Origin of the sequence: Microbacterium sp. LjRoot45 (assembly GCF_964253325.1) — a bacterium.
In the GTDB taxonomy this organism is placed as follows: Bacteria; Actinomycetota; Actinomycetes; order Actinomycetales; family Microbacteriaceae; genus Microbacterium.
In genome coordinates, this window is record NZ_CAXUQM020000001.1 from 1,328,050 (window position 1) to 1,344,508 (window position 16,459).

A 16,459-nucleotide genomic window follows, 5' to 3' on the forward strand; every position below is an offset into this window, starting at 1 on the left:
GTGACGGGATCGTGACGTCGATGGAGATGACATGACACTCACCGAAGAGGAGCGCGAACTCGCGCACCTCGTCCGGCAGTTCGCCGACGAGGTCGTCGCGCCGCGATCCTACGAAGCCGATCGCACGAAGACGCTGCCGCTGGACGTGGTCGCCGCAATGGGGGAGATGGGTCTGTTCGGGCTCCCGTTCCCCGAGGAGTACGGCGGGCAGGGCGGCGACTACATGGCGCTCTGTCTCGCGATCGAAGCCCTGGCTCGTGTCGACCAGTCGATCGCGATCACCCTCGAAGCCGCCGTGAGCCTCGGGGCGATGCCCGTCTTCCGCTTCGGCACCGAGGAGCAGAAGCGCGAGCTGCTGCCGTCCCTCCTGGCGGGCGAGGCGCTCGCGGGATTCGGCCTGACCGAACCGGAGGCGGGCTCCGACGCGGGCGCGACCCGCACGACCGCGCGTCGCGACGGCGACGAGTGGGTCCTCGACGGGGCCAAGCAGTTCATCACCAACTCGGGAACCGAGATCACCCGCTTCGTCACCGTCACCGCCGTGACGGGAGAGCACGAGGGGCGCAAACGCATCTCGACGATCATCGTGCCCTCGGGGACGCCGGGCTTCGAGGTCGGACCCGCCTACGACAAGGTCGGGTGGCACGCCTCCGACACGCACCCGCTCTCGTTCGCGGGTGCGCGCGTGCCGGCCGCGAACCTGCTGGGCGAGGAGGGGCGCGGTTTCGCCAACTTCCTGCACATCCTCGACGAGGGCCGCATCGCGATCGCCGCGCTGTCGACGGGTGCGGCGGAGGGATGCCTCGAGGCAGCCGTCGACTACGCCCGCCAGCGCACCGTCTTCGGTGAAGCGCTCTCGACGCGACAGAGCGTCCAGTTCACGATCGCCCGCATGCAGCAGCGGTTGCACATCGCACGGCTGGCTTGGCAGCACGCGGCCCGCTTGCGGGATGCCGGACGGCCCTTCAAGACCGAAGCGGCCATCGCGAAGCTCACGGCGAGCGACGCCGCGATGGACAACGCACGCGATGCGACCCAGATCTTCGGGGGCAACGGGTTCATGAACGAGTACCCGGTCGCCCGTCACTACCGCGACTCGAAGATCCTCGAGATCGGGGAGGGGACGAGCGAGGTGCAGCTGCTGGTGATCGCCCGCGCTCTCGGCATCGCGTGACCGGTAGCGTGACATCGTGACGCACCCCGTGGCATCCCCGGCCCCGCTCGGTCCGGCTCTGCTGTTCTGCCCCGCCGACCGGCCCGAACGCTTCGAGAAGGCACTCGCGCGCGCCGACGCCGTGATCCTCGACCTGGAGGATGCCGTCGGGCCCGGCGCGAAGGCGGCGGCACGCGGGCACCTCATCGATGTGCCGATCGACCCCGACCGGGTGATCGTGCGCGTCAACCCGACGGACACCGCCGATTTCGTCGCCGACCTCGCCACCCTCTCCCAGACCGACTACCGGACGATCATGGTCGCCAAGGCGGAGTCGGCCCGGCACTTCGGCGAGATCGATCCCCGCTTCCGGCTGATCGCGTTGTGCGAGACGGCCGCGGGGGTGGCGGAGGCCGAGGCGATAGCGGCGCTCGACGCCGTCGTCGGACTGATGTGGGGCGCGGAAGACCTCATCGCCTCCCTGGGCGGAACCTCGAGCCGCAAGAAGAAGGGCGGCTACCGCGACATCGCCCGCTACGCGCGCTCTCGGGTGCTCCTGGCCGCCGGGGCGCGGGGAAAGGCGGCCTACGACGCCGTGCACCTCGACATCGCCGACGAGCGCGGTCAGCGACGCGAAGCGGAGGATGCCGCAGCGAGCGGCTTCACGGGGACCGCCTGCATCCACCCGTCGCAGGTCGCGGTCGTGCGCGCCGCGTACCGGCCGCATGCCGACGACCTCGCCCGTGCCCGCCGCCTGCTCACGGCGGCGGCCGACCAGCCGGGCGTGTTCCGCTTCGAGGGGCGAATGGTCGACGAACCCGTGCTCCGCCATGCCCGCACCATCGTGGCGCGCGCGACTCAGACGGAGATGCCGGAGTAGTCCAGGAGGCTCAACCGGTCGCGTTCCATCAGGAACGTGTGCGCCGAGCCGTTGGCCAGCCGCTCGCCCGCCAGCGGGAAGTCGCCGCCGGACGCGTGGCGGATGACCTCGCGGATGAGCGCGCCGTGCGAGACGACGACGAGCGACGGTGCGATGGGGAACGATGTGCGGCGGGCATCGCGGATCGCGGCGCGGAGCCCCGACAGCGCCCGCACTCGAACGTCCGCCCACGCCTCCGCGCGGGGGACGACGGCGTGATCCCAGTCGCCCCAGCGCTCGCGGAACTCGGCGATGTCGACGCCCTCGGCATCCCCGTAGTTCCGCTCACGCAGCTCCGGGTAGGTCCGCGGTTCCGCCGCACCCAGGGCGGCGGCGATGATGCCGGCCGTCTCGCGCGCTCGGGAGAGGTCGCTCGCGGCGACCACGAGCGGTCCGTCTCCGGCCAGCCGGGCCCGCAGCACCTCCGCCGCGTCGCGAGCCTGCCGCCGCCCGGTGTCGTTGAGCGGGATGTCGGTGGATCCCTGGATTCGTCGCTGCAGGTTCCAGTCCGTCTCGCCGTGGCGGACGAGCGTCAGGGTCGTCACCCTTCGAGCCTAACCGGGCGCGGCCGGCCTCCCGACCGTGTCGGGTGTCAGCGCAGCGCCGAGAGGGCCGAGGTCAGCGCACGGAGCACTTCGGTCGTTCCCGCATCGATCTTGACGGTCGCCTTGGCATCCGCGCGGGTCTCGCCGCGGTTGACGATCACCACCGGCAGCTTGCGGCGGCGAGCGCGCTCGACCAGTCGCACCCCGGAGTTCACCACGAGGGAGGAACCCGCCACCAGGAGCGCATCGCTCGAACGCACGAGTTGCTCGGCCTCTTGGAACTTCTCGACGGGGACGAACTCGCCGAAGAAGACGACGTCGGGCTTCAACATGCCCTGGCACACACTGCACGCCGGGACGACGAAGCCGTCGCTGGACTCGGGCAGCACGTCTCCGTCGGGACCGAGGCGCACGTTCTCGGGCACCGTGATCCAGGGGTTGTCGGCTTCCACGCGCACCGCTAGGTCGCGGCGGTCGAACACCTGGCCGCAGTGGGTGCAGAACACGCGCCGCATCGTGCCGTGGAGTTCCACCACGCGGCGACTGCCTGCACGCACGTGGAGTCCGTCGACGTTCTGGGTGATGATGCCCGTCGCGATCCCGGCGTGCTCGAGCGCGGCGAGGGCTTCGTGGCCTCCGTTGGGCGCGGATGCCGCGAACGCGTTCCATCCGAGGTGACTGCCGACCCAGTAGCGTCGCCGGGCCGCTTCGCTGGAGAGGAACTCCTGCGCCGTCATGGGCGTGCGGACGGGCGCGCCCTTGCCTCGATAGTCGGGGATGCCGGAGTCGGTCGAGACGCCGGCGCCGGTGAGCACGGCCACGCGGCGGCCGGCGAGCACATCGACGGCGCGGCCGACGGCGGCGGTCGCTGCGTGATCGAGGTCCAGCACGCTCGTCATCGTCCCACCCCCTTCGCGTTCGCGTGCGTCCGACACTACGCCTGCCCGTTTTCGGGGATGTTACGGCGGCGGCCCGTGCCACAGTGGATGCCATGGACATCTCCCGGGTCGACTCCGCCGACGACCGTCGGCTCGCCGACTACCGTGACCTCACCGATGTCGCGCTGCGGCGCGTGCGGGAGCCGGAAGGCGGTCTGTACATCGCCGAATCCGCGAAGGTGTTGCGACGGGCGCTGAGCGCGGGCCACCGGCCGCGTTCCGTGCTGGTGCAGGAGAAGTGGCTCGCCGAGGTGGCCGCGCTCCTCGGCGAGGCGGATGCCGTCGACGTGCCGATCCTCGTCGTCCCCGCCGACGTGGCGGAGGCCGTGACCGGTTACGCCGTGCACCGGGGCGCGCTGGCGGCGATGCACCGACCCGCTCTTCCGTCGGTGGCCGACGTGATCGCCGCTGCGCGCACCGTGCTCGTGCTCGAAGACATCGTCGATCACACCAACGTCGGAGCGGCCTTCCGCGCGGCGGCGGGCCTCGGTGCCGATGCGGTGCTCGTGAGCCCCCGCTGCGCCGACCCGCTCTACCGCCGCAGCGTGCGCGTCAGCATGGGCACCGTCTTCCAAGTGCCGTGGACGCGGCTGCCGGAGTGGCCGGATGCCGGAGCCGTGCTGCGCGACGCAGGCCTCCACGTGGCGGCGCTCGCCCTCGCCGACGGAGCCGTGCCGTTGGACGCGTTCGCGGCCGCGCGACCAGAGCGGGTGGCGCTGCTGCTCGGTGCGGAGGGCGACGGTCTGTCGCGGCGCGCGCTCGCGGCGGCCGACACCGTCGTGACCATCCCGATGGCCGGCGGGGTGGACTCGCTCAACGTCGCGGCGGCGGCGGCCGTCGCATTGTGGGCCCTCCGCTAGACCGAGTGACCGCGCGGAGCGTCGAAGTCGGCGCCCGGGGCGAGGGTGACGATCGGCAGGGCGTCGGGGCGCTTGGCGACGATCTCGTCGCCCGAGGACTGGTGGCGGAGGCGCCGCAGCACCCACGGCACGAGGTACTGACGCGCCCAGACGATGTCGTTCCCGCGCGCCTCGCGCCACGTCAAGGACGGGAGGGGGTCGGGCTGCATGGGGCGCAGGTCGTTGGGAACGTTGAGCGCCCGCAGGACCATCCGAGCCACCTCGTGATGGCCCAGGGAGTTGTAGTGCAGGCGATCGTCGTCGAAGAAGCGCATGTCCTGCACCTCCTTGAGCGCCCACTGATCGGCCACGATGCAGTCGTGACGATCGGCGATCGCGCGGATGTTCTCGTTGTAGATCGCGACGCGCCCTCGGATACCGCGGAACACGGGGGTGAAGTCGGTGTCGATCCCGGTGAAGACGACGACCGTTGCGCCTCGAGACGACAGGCGCACGACGGCATCCTCGAACTGTGCCGCCACGGCGTCGGGGTCGCCGCCCGGACGGATCACGTCGTTCCCGCCGGCGGAGAAGGTCACCAGGTCGGGATTGAGAGCCAGCGCCGGTTCCACCTGATCGGCCACGATCTGCCCTATCAGCTTGCCGCGGACGGCGAGGTTCGCGTACGCGAAGTCGTCCACCTGCGCCCCCAGCACCTCGGCGACGCGGTCGGCCCAGCCGCGGTGCTCACCGGGGGAGCCGGGGATGGGGTCGCCGATGCCCTCCGTGAAGGAGTCTCCGATCGCCACCATGCGCCGCCACGGATGGGCGACCTCGTTGGGCACGTACGGTGCGCGGTGATCGTCGTTCGGTGGTTCGTTTCGGCGCATGCTTCTTCCTCGACACAGACGGGCCCCGGTCAGGGGTCAGGGGGGTCGTTTCGAGGCTACTCCCGCCCACGAGCGTCTAGGGTGGTCACTCGTGACAGGGGACGAGCAGACGCATTTCGGCAGCTTCGCCGCCGAGCATCTGTCGCCCGCCTTCCCCCAGCGCGCGCCGTGGGGGACCGCCCAGAATCTCCGCGCCTGGCAGGCTGAGGCCCTCGAGGCGTACTTCGCGGCTGACGGTCCCGACGGGGTCGGCAACGGCCCGCGCGACTTCCTGGCCGCGGCGACACCCGGCGCCGGCAAGACCACGTTCGCCCTGCGGCTCGCCTCCGAGCTCCTGCGCCGCGGCGTGGTCGATCGCATCGTCGTCGTCGCTCCCACCGAGCATCTGAAGACGCAGTGGGCCGACGCCGCCGCCCGCGTCTCCATCCGCCTCGACCCGCGCTTCAGCAATCGCCACCACGCACCCGCCCGTCACTACCACGGGGTGGCGGTGACCTATGCGCAGGTCGCGGTGAAGGCATCGGTGCATCAGCGACTCGTGATGGACGCCCGCACACTCGTCATCCTCGACGAGGTGCACCACGGCGGCGACGCGCTCAGCTGGGGAGAGGCCCTGCGCGAGGCCTACGGCCGGGCCACCCGCCGCCTCCTCCTGTCGGGAACGCCGTTCCGCAGCGACACCGCCCCCATCCCGTTCGTCGAGTACCACCCGAACGCGAAGGGCATCCGTCTCTCCCGCACCGATTACAACTACGGCTACGGGCGGGCGCTCGCCGACGGCGTCGTGCGTCCGGTGCTCTTTCTCGTCTACGCGGGCAAGATGCGGTGGCGCACCAGGGCGGGCGACGAGCTGGAAGCCCACCTCGGGCAGGACAACACGAAGGACATCACGGCGCAGGCGTGGCGCACCGCCCTCGACCCGGAGGGGGATTGGATACCGGCGGTCCTCCAATCCGCCGACCGGCGCTTGAGCGAGGTGCGACAGGACGTGCCGGATGCCGGCGGCCTCGTGATCGCGACCGACCAGACGGCCGCACGCGCCTACGCGGCGATCCTCCGCGACATCACCGGCGAGCAGCCGACCGTCGTCCTCTCCGACGACAAGGCCGCGTCGGGGCGCATCGAGACCTTCGCCCAGTCGACATCGCGGTGGATGGTGGCGGTGCGCATGGTGTCCGAGGGGGTCGACGTCCCTCGGCTGGCGGTCGGCGTGTACGCCACGAGCGCTTCGACACCCCTGTTCTTCGCGCAGGCGATCGGCCGGTTCGTCCGCGCCCGGCGTCGCGGCGAGACGGCATCCGTCTTCCTCCCGAACGTTCCGCAGCTGCTGAACCTGGCGGGGGAGCTCGAACGCGAACGCGATCACGCGCTCGATCGCGAGACCGACGGCGACGGCGACGGGCTCGACGACGATCTCTTGGAGTCCGCCGAGCGCGAGGACTCGGCATCCGACGCGCTCACCGAGGAGTTCAGCTATCAGGCGCTCGGCTCGGTCGCGCACTTCGACCGCGTGCTCTTCGACGGCAAGGAGTTCGGACAGCTCGCGGTGCCCGGGACTCCCGAGGAGGAGGAGTTCCTCGGCCTTCCCGGCCTGCTGGAGCCCGAGCACGTCCACGAGCTCCTGATGCAGCGGCAAGCGCGCCAGTCCCGCCACCGTCGGCTGCGCGAGTCGTCGACGTCCGAGGCGGGGAGTGCCCCGGATGCCGGTGACGGACTCCCGGCGCCGCTCCACCGCACCCTGCGCGAGCAGCGTCAGCTCCTCAACAGCCTCGTCGGCCTGTACGCCCGTCAGAGCGGTGAGCCGCACGGGTCGGTGCACGCGGAGCTGCGTCGGGTCTGCGGCGGGCCGGAGGTCTCGCGTGCGACCGTCGCCCAGCTGCAGGCGCGCATCGAGCTCCTCCGCGCCCGCGTGCGGGCCTGAACCGCCCTTGGCCGCTGCCGGCGATGAACTGCTTCGGAACCCCGAAATGCTGGCAATGTCGCGCTCGAGGACGGCTCGGAACGGACGTAGCTCTAGCGTGAGGGGGTGAGTTCCCCCGGTTCCCCCGCGCCCGCCACCTCCCGCGACCGCCGCCGCTGGGCGCAGTACCTCGTCGATGAACGGAGCGAGGCGCGCGTCTACCGCGAGCTCGCCGACCGGCGCGAGGGCGAGGAGCGGGAGATCCTGCTGGCGCTCGCGGATGCCGAGGGCCGCCACGAGGCGCACTGGCTCGAACTGCTCGGCGGAGAGCCGGGGAAACTGCCGGCGCCGAGTGTCGGCTCGCGCCTGCTGGGGTGGATGGCGCGGCGATTCGGCTCGATCTTCGTGCTGGCCCTCGCCCAGAACGCCGAGTCGCGCTCGCCGTACGACTCCGAGCCCTTCGCGACCTCGCGGATGGCCGCGGACGAGAAGATCCACGGCGAAGTCGTCCGCGGGCTCGCGGCGCGCGGCCGGCGACGCCTGTCGGGCACGTTCCGTGCGGCCGTCTTCGGCGCCAACGACGGCCTCGTCTCCAACCTCGCCCTCGTGATGGGCATCGGCGCAACGGGGGTGGGCGCGCAGTTCGTGCTCTTCAGCGGGATCGCCGGCCTGCTCGCGGGCGCCCTCTCGATGGGGGCGGGGGAGTACGTCTCGGTGCGGTCGCAGCGCGAGCTGCTCGAGGCCACCGAGCCGAACGACCACGCCGACGACGTGCTCGCGGAGCTCGACATCGACGCGAACGAGCTCGCACTCGTGTACCGCACGCGGGGCATGACCGAGGACGAGGCGCTCGCGCACGCCCGAGAGATCGTGGGGCGTGCCCAGGGGGAGGAGGCGGCGGTCGTGCGGACGCACGAGCGCAGCACCGACCACGAGGTCGTCGGCAGCGCGCTGGGCGCCGCCGGGTCGAGCTTCCTCTTCTTCGCGTCGGGCGCCATCATCCCGGTGCTGCCGTGGCTCTTCGGTCTCTCGGGCGTCGCCGCGATCGTGCTGGCGCTCGCCCTCGTCGGCATCGCGCTCCTCGCGACCGGCGCGACCGTCGGGCTGCTGTCGGGCGCACCGCCCCTGCGCCGGGGGCTGCGCCAGCTGGCGATCGGGTTCGGCGCCGCCGCGATCACCTACGTCCTCGGGCTCGTCTTCGGGGTCTCGGTCGGCTGACTCCGGTTCGTCGGGGTCTCCGGAACGTGCTAGGCTCGATCCTCGGTTGGCGACAACCACACACCCATGCGCGGGTGGCGGAATAGGTAGACGCGCTAGCTTGAGGTGCTAGTGCCCGTATAGGGCGTGGGGGTTCAAGTCCCCCCTCGCGCACAGAACGAAAAGGGTCCCGACAGGGGCCCTTTTCGCATTCCCGGGTGGCGTTACGTCCGACGGGTGGGCGCCGCCGTCTCCGGTAGCGTGGAGCGCATGCCCGAGCCCGTGGAACTGCCCGAGGTCGTTCGCATCGCGCGAGACCTCATCCGGATCGACACCACCAACTGGGGAGAGGGTCGGTCTGCAGGGGAGCGCGAGGCCGCCGAGTACGTCGGCGCCTACCTCGAAGGACTCGGCCTCCAGCCGGAATACTTCGAACCGGTGCCGCGCCGCACGAACCTGTCGGTGCGCGTCCCCGGACGCGATCGCACCAAGCCCGCCCTCGTGCTGCACGGCCACCTCGATGTCGTGCCCGCGGTCGCGGAGGACTGGAGCGTCGACCCGTTCGGCGGCGAGATCCGCGACGGCATGCTGTGGGGTCGCGGCGCCGTCGACATGAAGGACATGGATGCCATGATCCTGGCATCCCTCGGCACCATCCTCCGGGCCGGTGAGCAGCCGGAACGGGACCTCGTCGTGACGTTCTTCGCCGACGAGGAGAACGGCGGTGTGGAGGGCTCCCAGCTCGTCGTCCGCGAGCGACCGGAGTGGTTCGCCGGAGCGACCGAGGCGATCAGCGAGGTCGGCGGCTACTCGATCCCCGTCGGCGATCGGCAGGCGTATCTGCTCCAGGTGGGCGAGAAGGCCCTCGTGTGGCTGCGCCTGCGCGCCCGCGGCGTCGCCGGCCACGGCAGTCGGTTCCACACCGACAACGCGGTCACCCGACTCGCCGAGGCCGTCGCCGCTCTCGGTCGCACCGCCTGGCCCCTTGCGCTCACCGACACGACCCGTCAGACGGTGGCAGGCCTGGCCGATCTCTGCGGAGGCGACCCGAGCGATCCGGATGCCGTCGCCGACCGCACCGGTCCCGCGTCCGGGTTCCTTCGGTCGACGCTCCGCACGACGACCAATCCGACCGGCCTCACCGCCGGCTACAAGCACAACGTCATCCCCGATGCCGCGGTCGCCACGATCGACGTCCGCACGCTCCCCGGACGCGAGGACGAGGTGCTCGCGGAGATCCAGCGCATCGTCGGCGACGACATCGTCGTGGAGATCTCCCACCGCGACATCGGGCTGGAGGTGCCGTTCTCGGGCCCCCTGGTCGAGGCGATGGTCGGCGCCCTGGACCGCCACGATCCGGGTGTGCCGGTGATCCCGTACCTCATGGGCGGCGGCACCGACAACAAGGCGCTCGCGGAGCTCGGCATCGCTGGGTACGGCTTCGCCCCGTTGCGCCTGCCGCGCGAACTCGACTTCACCGGTATGTTCCACGGGGTGGACGAGCGCGTGCCGCTCGATGCGCTCACCTTCGGTCAGCGAGTGCTCACCGACCTTCTCCGCAGCTACTGAGAGGCCCTCATGGGTTCGTTCTTCGACGCGATCATCCTCGGCATCGTGCAGGGGCTCACCGAGTTCCTGCCGATCTCCTCGAGCGCTCACCTGCGCATCGTCGGCGAGATCCTGCCCGCAGCCCAGGATCCGGGTGCCACCTTCACGGCGATCACGCAGATCGGCACCGAGCTGGCGGTGCTCGTCTACTTCTGGCACCGCATCGTCCGGATCATCGCGCAGTGGTTCCGCTCGCTCACGGGGCGTGTGCCGCGCAACGACCCCGATGCGCGGATGGGGTGGATCGTCATCCTCGGGACGTTGCCGATCGGCATCCTGGGGTTCCTCTTCCAGGACGTCATCCGCGACACGTTCCGCAATCTGTGGCTCGTCGCCATCGTGCTCATCGTGTTCGGTCTGCTGCTGGGCGCGGCCGACGCGCTCGGCAAGCGCGTGCGCACCGAGAAGGATCTCACCTATCCTCACGGTCTGGCCCTCGGTGTCGCGCAGGCGCTGGCGCTGGTTCCCGGTGTCTCGCGCTCGGGCGCGACCACGACGATGGGTCTCGCCCTCGGGTACACGCGACCTGCCGCCGCCGAGGTTGCCTTCCTCCTCGCCGTCCCGGCGGTGTTCGGCAGCGGGCTCTACGAGCTGTACCACGCGATCCGCGAGCCCGGAGCGCAGGTCTTCACGATGGTCGAGACCGCCGTCGCGACCGTCATCGCCTTCGGCGTCGGCCTCGCCGTGATCGCCTTCCTCATGCGCTACCTCAGCCGGGGGAGCTTCCTCCCGTTCGTGCTGTACCGACTCGCACTGGGCACCGTGCTACTCATCCTGCTCGCGACGGGCGTGATGCAGGCCTACTGAGCGCTCAGCGGCGAGGGTCGTCGCGGCCGGGCTTCTGCGGGCCCTCGCCACCGCGGCGGAGGTACTTCTCGAACTCCTGCGCGATCGCGTCGCCGGAGGCCTCGGGGGAGTCCCACGTGTCGCGTGTGGCCTCGAGCTGATGGATGTACTCCGTCATCTCCTCGTCGTCCGCGGCGGCCGCGTCGATAGAGGCCTCCCACGCGAGCGCTTCCGCCGGAAGCTGCCCGCGCTCCACGTCGGCGCCCGTCATGTCGGACAGGCGATCGAGGAGGGCCAGCGTCGCCTTGGGCGACGGCGTGTGCCCCGCGACGTAGTGGGGAACGCTCGCCCACAGGGCCACGGTGGGGATGCCCGCCTCCTCGGCGACCGCTCCCAGCACGCTCAGGATGCCGACGGGGCCCTCGTACGTGGGGCGCTCGAGCGACAGCGTCGTGCGCAGGGCGTCGTTGTCGCTGCCGGCGAAGATGGAGATCGGGCGGGTGTGCGGCACATCCGACATCATCGATCCCAGTGCGACGATCCCGGTGATGTCCTCGCTGAGCGCCGCGTCGACGAGCTCCGCCGCGAACGCCTGCCACGCGCGCGCCGGCTCGACGCCGGTCAGCAGCCAGAGCCGCGGGGCTTCGGCATCGCTCCCGGGCAGATAGGGCGGCCGCCAGAGCGTCGCGTCCGGCCAGACCAGCTCGCGTGCGCCCTCGGCCGTGAGACGGACGTGCGGGCGCGTGTACTGATAGTCGAAGTACAGCTCGGGATCGACGGTGTACACCTGCTCGTAGTCGCGCGTCGTGCGCAGGTGAGCGGCGGCCGCCGAGGCGGCTTCTCCGGCGTCGTTCCACCCGTCGAAGGCGATGACGAGTACGCGTTGACCCAGACCGTCCACCCCGCTCCTTCCGTCCGTGCGGCGTTCCCCCACGATACGCCCGCCCGCCCTGCCCGGGGCGTCGGCCCGCGGGGATGCCGCCCTGCGCTCGTTACGATGGAGACGTGACTCCCGCCCTTCCCGCCGCGGTCCTCTGGGACATGGACGGCACCCTCGTCGACACCGAGCCCTACTGGATCGCTGCGGAGGCGCCTCTCGTCGAACGCTTCGGGGGCACGTGGACGCACGAGCAGGCGCTGCAGATGGTCGGCATGGGCCTCGAGGACGCTGCGCGCATCCTGCAGGATGCCGGCGTGCGCATGCCCGTCCACGAGATCATCGATCTCCTCACATCGGAAGTGATGCGTCAGCTCCGCACCGAGGGAGTCCCTTTCCGCCCCGGGGCCAAAGAGCTGCTCCTCGGCCTGCGGGATGCCGGCATCCCGACGGCGCTCGTCACGATGTCGATGCGGCGGATGGCCACCGAGATCGTCGATCTCATCGAGTTCGAGGCGTTCGATCTGGTCGTCGGCGGCGACGACGTGGCACGGCCCAAGCCCTTCCCCGACCCCTACCTGCAGGCGTGCGAGGCGCTCGGAGTGCGACCCGAGGACGTCGTGGCGATCGAGGACTCGCCGAACGGACTGCGCTCGTCGCTCGCGGCCGGGATCGCCTCGATCGGAGTACCGAACGTGGTCTCGCTGGTCGGAGTGGGAGCCCACGAGCTGTGGCCCACGCTCGACGGACGAACCGTCGCCGATCTTGCCGCCTTCCATGCCGCTCACCGCCAGGAGACCCCCGCGTGAACACCGATCTGCGACCGAGCGGCCCCTTCCGCTACGGCGACCGCGTCCAGCTGACGGGACCCAAAGGTCGCCTGCACACGATCACGCTCCGTGACGGCGGGGAGCTCCACACCCACCACGGGGTCCTGAAGCACGCGAGCATCGTCGACCAGCCCGACGGCTCGGTCGTCACCAACAGCGGCGGCCACGAGTACCTCGCTCTGCGCCCCCTGCTGCGCGACTTCGTCATGTCCATGCCGCGCGGCGCGGCGATCGTCTACCCGAAGGATGCCGCCCAGATCCTCGCTGCCGCGGACATCTTCCCCGGGGCGACCGTGGTCGAGGCCGGGGTGGGCTCCGGCGCGCTGTCGCTGTGGCTGCTGCGGGCGATCGGTCCGGCGGGACGTCTGGTGTCGTTCGAGCGACGGGAGGAGTTCTCCCAGGTCGCCGAGGCCAACGTGGAGACGTTCCTGGGCCACTACCCGGACACGTGGCAGGTCGTCGTCGGCGACCTCGTCGAAGAGCTGCCGCAGGCGGTGGCCCCGGCATCCGTCGATCGCGTCGTGCTCGACATGCTCGCGCCCTGGGAGTGCATCGACGTCGTCGCCGACGCCCTCACCCCCGGTGGGGTCGTGCTCTGCTACGTCGCCACCGCGACCCAGCTGAGCCGGGTTGCGGAGTACCTGCGCGCGACGGGCCTGTTCACCGATCCGGAGGCGACGGAGACCATGGTGCGGGGCTGGCACGTCGAGGGACTCGCCGTGCGGCCGGACCACCGGATGGTCGCGCACACCGGATTCCTCCTCACCGCTCGACGACTGGCCCCGGGGGCCGTGCCGCCCGACGTCCGCAAGCGGGCTCTCAAGAAGCCGTCGTACGCCGACGAGGACGTCGAGATCTGGACCCCGGGGGCCGTCGGCGACCGGCAGATCACGGACAAGAACCTGCGCAAGCGCGTGCGGGAGGCGCAGCGCGCGGTAGACGGAGCGCGCCGCGCGTCCGAGTCCGGTGGTGCCGACGCCGTAGACTGATCCGGTGCTGCGTCGGATCCCTGCTGCTCTCGCCGTCATCGGCCTGTCCGCCCTCGCCCTCGTGGGCTGCTCGTCGTCGGCTCCCGCGGCGTGCGAACGCCCCGATGCCGGTTCGTCCGCCCTGGGGCTGATCGATGCCTCCGGCGCTGAGGGCTCGCCCGCGGTGACGCTCGCCGACCCGGTATACGTCGACGAGACGTCGTTCGAGGACGTCACCGTCGGCGACGGTCCGGCCGTCACCTCCGACGCGCAGGACGTCGTCTTCTCCGTCGCGATCGCCAACGGCGCGTCGGGTGAGACGCTCATCTCCTCGGGCACCGATGTGCGTCCGGTGTCCGGCTGGGCCGAGCACTATGCGGGCCTGGCGGACATGATGCAGTGCGCCACCGAGGGGTCGCGCATCGTCGGAGCCCTCCCGTTCGACGCCGTCTCGACTGAGGCGGCCTCCAGCATGGGGCTCACCGAGGGCCAGTCGCTCGCCGTCGTGCTCGACCTCCAGAAGGTCTATCTGCCCGCCGCGAACGGCATCCCGCAGTACAACGACCGACCGGGCATGCCGTCGGTCGTGCTCGCCCCCAGTGGCGCTCCCGGCATCATCGTGCCCGATGCCGCTCCGCCGTCCGAGCTGGCCGTCGAGGTGCTCAAGCGCGGCGAAGGCCCCGCGGTCACGGCCGACGACAGCATCCGCATCCACTACACGGGCGTCACCTGGGCCGAGCGTACCGTGTTCGACTCGACGTGGGACAAGGGCGCCTCGGCGGCCGTGACCCTCGACGGCGTCGTGCCGGGATTCGCCCAGGCGCTCGAAGGTGCGACGGTGGGCTCGCAGCTGCTGGTCGTGATCCCTCCCGACCTCGGATACGGCGAGGAGGGCACCGGGTCGATCCCCGGCAACGCCACTCTCGTCTTCGTGATCGACGTCCTCGGCATCGACGAGCCCGCCGCCGCGCCCACGGAGTAGTCGCGCCGGAGGTGCCGGTGACCGTCCTAGGATGAGTCGCGTGGCCACCGAATCGACGCGCATCGCACCCGAGGAGCGGCTGGTCAACCTCGTCGTCGCCCTCTTGGCGACCGAGCAGGGGCTGACGAAGGACACGATCCTCACCTCCGTCTCGGGCTACCGGGAGCAGAGCGAGGCCGGAGCGGGCAAAGACGCGCTCGAGAAGATGTTCGAGCGCGACAAGGAGAACCTCCGCGGCCTCGGCGTCCCGATCGAGACGATCGGCGACTTCGCCGATCCGGACGACCTCCGCGAGGCGCGGTATCGCATCCCGACGAGCGAGTACGAGCTGCCCGTGGACATCGACTTCACCTCTGCCGAGCTGGCGGTGCTGAATCTCGCCGGAGGTGTCTGGAGCGAGAGCTCCATGTCGGCCCAGGCGCGCAGCGGCCTGCGCAAGATCCGCGCTCTCGGTAACGACGTCGACGCGCCCATCATCGGATACTCACCGCGCATCAGCCTGCACGAGCCGGCGTTCGCCCCGCTGCAGCGCGCCATCGAGCAGGCGCGCGAGGCGGAGTTCGACTACCTGAAACCGGGCGGAGGCGCCGCGATGCGTCGTCGCGTGCGCCCGCTGGCGCTTCTGGAGTACGAGGGCCGCTGGCACGTGTACGGCTTCGATCGCGTCCAGGATGCCGTGCGCACCTTCCTCCTGTCGCGCATCTCGTCGGCCGTCCAGGTCACCAAACGCGGTTTCGATCCCGCGTTGCGCGAGGGCGCGGGGGAGCAGGCGCTTCGGGGACTCCAGGAAGTGGCGGCTCGGCAACGGGCGCTCGTGGAGGTCGCACCCGGCACGGAGGCTGCGCTGCGGCTCGAGCGCCGAGCGGTCGCCGGCTCCGAGGACGCCCCCCGCCAGGGCATCCTCGTGCCTTACGTCGACGTGCACGTGTTCGCCGACGAACTGGCCTCCTACGGTCCGGAAGTTCGGGTCGTGGAACCTGCGGAGCTGCGTGAACAGGTCGTCGTGCGGCTGGAGCGCACGGTGGCAACCCATCGAGACGGAGACGGTTCATGACCGCGGGCCCCTTGCTGGCGACCGATCGGGCGGCGCTCATCCTGCAACTCGTGCCGTATCTCATCGGCAAGGGCGAGGTGTCGCTGGCCGAGGCAGCCGACGAGTTCGACGTGACCGAGGCACAGATGCGCTCGATGGTCGAGAAGCTCACGGTGATCGGTCTGCCGGGCGACGGTGGGTTCTGGCAGATGGCGAACGACCTCTTCGACATCGACTGGGATCTGCTGGACGAGCACGGCGTCGTCTCGATCACGAACACGGTCGGACTGGAGCGCACGCCGCGCCTCACGGCGCGCGAGGCGGCCGCGCTGCTGGCGGGCCTGCAGCTGGCTGCGACGCTTCCGGGAGTCGGCGACAGCGGTCTCGTGCAGGGGCTGCTGGCCAAGCTCGCACGCGGGGCGTCCGCCGTTCCCGCCGAGGTGATCGTCGCGCCGGAAGCCGTCGACGACGTGCGCGTGGCCGTGGCCGAGGCGCTGCGGGAGGGCGTGGCGGTCTCCTTCACCTACCAGGCCCCCGACGCGCCGATCACGACGCGGACGGTCGATCCGGTGAAGGTCCACATCGCCTCGGGCCAGTGGTACCTGCAGGGCTGGTGTCATCTCCGGCAGGCGGTGCGAACGTTCCACCTCGACCGCGTATCCGACGTCCGCCTCACCGACATCCCGATCACCCACGGCGGTGACCCCGTGCCGGGGCTGTTCGCGCCGAGCGATTCGGATGCCGTCGTCGACCTCCGGGTGCGCGCCGCGGTCGTCCCGCTCCTGTCCGACTTCCTCGATCTGTCGACCGTCGCCGGCGAGGGCGAGTTCCGCACCGCGCAGGTGAGGGTGGCAGACGAACGCAGTCTGAAGCGCGTGGCCGCCCGTCACAGCGGCGACGTCGAGGTGCGCGCGCCGCGGGAGGCGCGCCACGCCGTCGCGGCCTGGGCGGACGCGGGCCTGGCCCAGTACCGCTGACGCGGAGCGGGAGAGCG

Annotated in this window: 16 protein-coding genes and 1 tRNA gene; 13 read left to right on the forward strand and 4 right to left on the reverse strand. The window is 71.1% G+C overall.

Going from position 1 to position 16,459, the window contains the following annotated elements:
• Nucleotides 1-31 precede the first annotated feature (31 nt).
• Entirely contained in the window at nucleotides 32-1,174 is a 1,143-nt protein-coding gene (locus tag ACSQ18_RS06270) for an acyl-CoA dehydrogenase family protein (protein ID WP_436036277.1), read from the forward strand.
• A 16-nt stretch (nucleotides 1,175-1,190) separates the two neighbouring features.
• The gene (locus ACSQ18_RS06275; RefSeq protein WP_436036278.1) at nucleotides 1,191-2,033 is read left to right on the forward strand and encodes an HpcH/HpaI aldolase/citrate lyase family protein; all 843 of its coding nucleotides are present in this window, start codon (nucleotides 1,191-1,193) and stop codon (nucleotides 2,031-2,033) included.
• On the opposite strand, the gene ACSQ18_RS06280 is transcribed toward ACSQ18_RS06275, so the two are convergent.
• On the reverse strand, nucleotides 2,012-2,617 hold the full coding sequence (locus ACSQ18_RS06280) for a histidine phosphatase family protein (protein ID WP_436036279.1): 606 nt from the start codon (nucleotides 2,615-2,617) through the stop codon (nucleotides 2,012-2,014). The two genes, ACSQ18_RS06275 and ACSQ18_RS06280, sit on opposite strands and share 22 nt — an antisense overlap.
• Before the next feature lie 47 nt (nucleotides 2,618-2,664).
• Nucleotides 2,665-3,516 (reverse strand): Sir2 family NAD-dependent protein deacetylase, encoded by an 852-nt coding sequence (locus tag ACSQ18_RS06285; RefSeq protein ID WP_436036280.1) that lies wholly within the window; start codon nucleotides 3,514-3,516, stop codon nucleotides 2,665-2,667.
• 92 nt (nucleotides 3,517-3,608) lie between these two features.
• On the opposite strand from ACSQ18_RS06285, the gene ACSQ18_RS06290 reads away from it, so the two are divergent.
• Nucleotides 3,609-4,415 carry a TrmH family RNA methyltransferase gene (locus ACSQ18_RS06290; RefSeq protein ID WP_436036281.1) on the forward strand — a complete coding sequence of 269 codons (807 nt, stop codon included), beginning with the start codon at nucleotides 3,609-3,611 and terminating at the stop codon, nucleotides 4,413-4,415.
• Here the strand turns inward: ACSQ18_RS06290 and ACSQ18_RS06295 are convergent.
• Nucleotides 4,412-5,284, reverse strand: coding sequence for an SGNH/GDSL hydrolase family protein (locus ACSQ18_RS06295; protein ID WP_436036282.1), 873 nt, complete (start codon nucleotides 5,282-5,284; stop codon nucleotides 4,412-4,414). The genes ACSQ18_RS06290 and ACSQ18_RS06295 overlap by 4 nt on opposite strands.
• Here ACSQ18_RS06295 and ACSQ18_RS06300 point away from each other — a divergent pair.
• The 5 genes from ACSQ18_RS06300 to ACSQ18_RS06320 all read left to right on the forward strand — a co-directional run bounded on the left by ACSQ18_RS06300 (nucleotide 5,283) and on the right by ACSQ18_RS06320 (nucleotide 10,796).
• A complete protein-coding gene (locus ACSQ18_RS06300; protein ID WP_436036283.1) occupies nucleotides 5,283-7,205 on the forward strand; it encodes a DEAD/DEAH box helicase in 1,923 nt (640 codons plus the stop codon). The two genes, ACSQ18_RS06295 and ACSQ18_RS06300, sit on opposite strands and share 2 nt — an antisense overlap.
• Before the next feature lie 105 nt (nucleotides 7,206-7,310).
• Nucleotides 7,311-8,402 (forward strand): VIT1/CCC1 transporter family protein, encoded by a 1,092-nt coding sequence (locus tag ACSQ18_RS06305; protein WP_436036284.1) that lies wholly within the window; start codon nucleotides 7,311-7,313, stop codon nucleotides 8,400-8,402.
• Between the two features lie 68 nt (nucleotides 8,403-8,470).
• Nucleotides 8,471-8,555 (forward strand) — tRNA-Leu (locus ACSQ18_RS06310).
• Between the two features lie 96 nt (nucleotides 8,556-8,651).
• On the forward strand, nucleotides 8,652-9,950 hold the full coding sequence (locus ACSQ18_RS06315) for a M20/M25/M40 family metallo-hydrolase (RefSeq protein WP_144807744.1): 1,299 nt from the start codon (nucleotides 8,652-8,654) through the stop codon (nucleotides 9,948-9,950).
• A 9-nt stretch (nucleotides 9,951-9,959) separates the two neighbouring features.
• Nucleotides 9,960-10,796 carry an undecaprenyl-diphosphate phosphatase gene (locus ACSQ18_RS06320; RefSeq protein WP_436036285.1) on the forward strand — a complete coding sequence of 279 codons (837 nt, stop codon included), beginning with the start codon at nucleotides 9,960-9,962 and terminating at the stop codon, nucleotides 10,794-10,796.
• Between the two features lie 4 nt (nucleotides 10,797-10,800).
• Here the strand turns inward: ACSQ18_RS06320 and ACSQ18_RS06325 are convergent, their stop codons facing one another.
• Nucleotides 10,801-11,676, reverse strand: a complete 876-nt coding sequence (locus ACSQ18_RS06325) for a PAC2 family protein (RefSeq protein WP_436036286.1) — start codon at nucleotides 11,674-11,676, stop codon at nucleotides 10,801-10,803.
• Between the two features lie 104 nt (nucleotides 11,677-11,780).
• Between ACSQ18_RS06325 and ACSQ18_RS06330 the strand changes: the two genes are divergently transcribed.
• From ACSQ18_RS06330 to ACSQ18_RS06350, 5 genes are read left to right on the forward strand one after another with little or no spacing between them, the layout of a single operon-like run.
• Nucleotides 11,781-12,461 carry an HAD family hydrolase gene (locus ACSQ18_RS06330; protein ID WP_436036287.1) on the forward strand — a complete coding sequence of 227 codons (681 nt, stop codon included), beginning with the start codon at nucleotides 11,781-11,783 and terminating at the stop codon, nucleotides 12,459-12,461.
• The gene (locus ACSQ18_RS06335; protein ID WP_436036288.1) at nucleotides 12,458-13,471 is read left to right on the forward strand and encodes a tRNA (adenine-N1)-methyltransferase; all 1,014 of its coding nucleotides are present in this window, start codon (nucleotides 12,458-12,460) and stop codon (nucleotides 13,469-13,471) included. The genes ACSQ18_RS06330 and ACSQ18_RS06335 overlap by 4 nt, the downstream gene beginning before the upstream one ends.
• Before the next feature lie 4 nt (nucleotides 13,472-13,475).
• On the forward strand, nucleotides 13,476-14,432 hold the full coding sequence (locus ACSQ18_RS06340; RefSeq protein ID WP_436036289.1) for an FKBP-type peptidyl-prolyl cis-trans isomerase: 957 nt from the start codon (nucleotides 13,476-13,478) through the stop codon (nucleotides 14,430-14,432).
• Nucleotides 14,433-14,472: 40 nt separating this feature from the next.
• Nucleotides 14,473-15,486: a helix-turn-helix transcriptional regulator gene (locus tag ACSQ18_RS06345; RefSeq protein WP_436036290.1), complete on the forward strand. Its 1,014-nt coding sequence runs from the start codon at nucleotides 14,473-14,475 to the stop codon at nucleotides 15,484-15,486.
• Complete coding sequence (locus ACSQ18_RS06350; RefSeq protein WP_436036291.1) at nucleotides 15,483-16,442, forward strand: helix-turn-helix transcriptional regulator; 960 nt, start codon at nucleotides 15,483-15,485, stop codon at nucleotides 16,440-16,442. Before ACSQ18_RS06345 ends, ACSQ18_RS06350 begins: the two co-directional genes overlap by 4 nt.
• Nucleotides 16,443-16,459: the final 17 nt, after the last annotated feature.

Coding starts and splice junctions, on each gene's coding strand:
- ACSQ18_RS06350 (WP_436036291.1), top strand. CDS start 15,483: ATGACCGCGGGCCCCTTGCTGGCGACCGATCGGGCGGCGCTCATCCTG.
- ACSQ18_RS06290 (WP_436036281.1), top strand. CDS start 3,609: ATGGACATCTCCCGGGTCGACTCCGCCGACGACCGTCGGCTCGCCGAC.
- ACSQ18_RS06295 (WP_436036282.1), bottom strand. CDS start 5,284: ATGCGCCGAAACGAACCACCGAACGACGATCACCGCGCACCGTACGTG.
- ACSQ18_RS06320 (WP_436036285.1), top strand. CDS start 9,960: ATGGGTTCGTTCTTCGACGCGATCATCCTCGGCATCGTGCAGGGGCTC.
- ACSQ18_RS06285 (WP_436036280.1), bottom strand. CDS start 3,516: ATGACGAGCGTGCTGGACCTCGATCACGCAGCGACCGCCGCCGTCGGC.
- ACSQ18_RS06270 (WP_436036277.1), top strand. CDS start 32: ATGACACTCACCGAAGAGGAGCGCGAACTCGCGCACCTCGTCCGGCAG.
- ACSQ18_RS06300 (WP_436036283.1), top strand. CDS start 5,283: ATGCTTCTTCCTCGACACAGACGGGCCCCGGTCAGGGGTCAGGGGGGT.
- ACSQ18_RS06315 (WP_144807744.1), top strand. CDS start 8,652: ATGCCCGAGCCCGTGGAACTGCCCGAGGTCGTTCGCATCGCGCGAGAC.